Consider the following 1,024-nt stretch of genomic DNA (forward strand, 5'->3'; position numbering starts at 1 on the left):
CCAAGCTATTCACAGAGGCTAACAATGAGCTACAAACACCTAAGTCTTGAAGAAAGACATTATATCGAAATTGAAATGAGAGCGGGCAAATCATTGAATAAGATAGCGAAGGCGCTGCGCCGTTCACAAAGCACCCTCTCACGCGAAATAAGCCGCAATACAGGACAAAGAGGATACCGACACAAACAGGCAGAGCGATTAGCAAGTGAGCGGCACGAAAACAAACCGAAAGCCGTCAAATTGACTGATGAAATAAAGAAAATCATCACTGGCTACCTTGAACAGGATTGGAGTCCTGAACAGATCGCAGGGCGTTTAAAAGTCGATGGCATTATTGAATTGCATCATGAAACCATCTATCAATATGTCATGGCGAATAAACGAGAGGGTGGCATGCTATACAAGCATTTGAGACACCAAAATAAGACCTGTCGGAAACGTTACGGAGCTGCTCACAACCGTACAGGGATCCCGAATCGGGTGGATATTGAAGAACGACCACAAACCGCTAATAATCGTGAACGTGTTGGAGATTGGGAGGCTGATACCATCATTGGTAAAAATCACAAAGGAGCGATTGTTACATTGGATGACAGGAAATCAAAGCTCCGCCTGGCAGCACCCTTAGCAGGTAAAAAAGCTCACTTTGTGGCGGATGCCATGGTGTCATTACTGTCACCTATCCAGGCCTTTGTCGTGACCATCACGTTTGATAATGGAAAGGAATTTGCGCACCATGAAACCATTGCCAAGGCATTGGAGTGTGATACATATTTTGCCAAACCTTATCATTCCTGGGAACGGGGGCAGAATGAGAACGCAAATGGCTTATTACGGCAATATTTTCCAAAGGCTATGGAACTGCTTGATGTAACCACCAAGCAGGTACTGGAGGCAGTTCATAAGCTCAACAGCAGACCCAGAAAATGTTTGGGCTTTAAAACACCCTATGAGATGTTTAAGGAGCTAACAGGTATCGATATGAAAAATTTAATGGGTTATGCACTTATTACTTGAATTCAGG

General features: G+C 44.0%; 1 protein-coding gene. It reads left to right on the top strand.

Features of this window, described 5'->3' with window-relative positions:
- Positions 1–24 precede the first annotated feature (24 nt).
- Entirely contained in the window at positions 25–1,017 is a 993-nt protein-coding gene (locus ACOCD2_RS21765; RefSeq protein ID WP_293681352.1) for an IS30 family transposase, read from the top strand.
- Positions 1,018–1,024 lie beyond the last annotated feature (7 nt).

Source organism: Thiolapillus sp. (assembly GCF_048562965.1).
GTDB classification, from domain to species: domain Bacteria; phylum Pseudomonadota; class Gammaproteobacteria; order Chromatiales; family Chromatiaceae; genus Thiolapillus; species Thiolapillus brandeum_A.

Coding starts and splice junctions, on each gene's coding strand:
- ACOCD2_RS21765 (WP_293681352.1), top strand. CDS start 25: ATGAGCTACAAACACCTAAGTCTTGAAGAAAGACATTATATCGAAATT.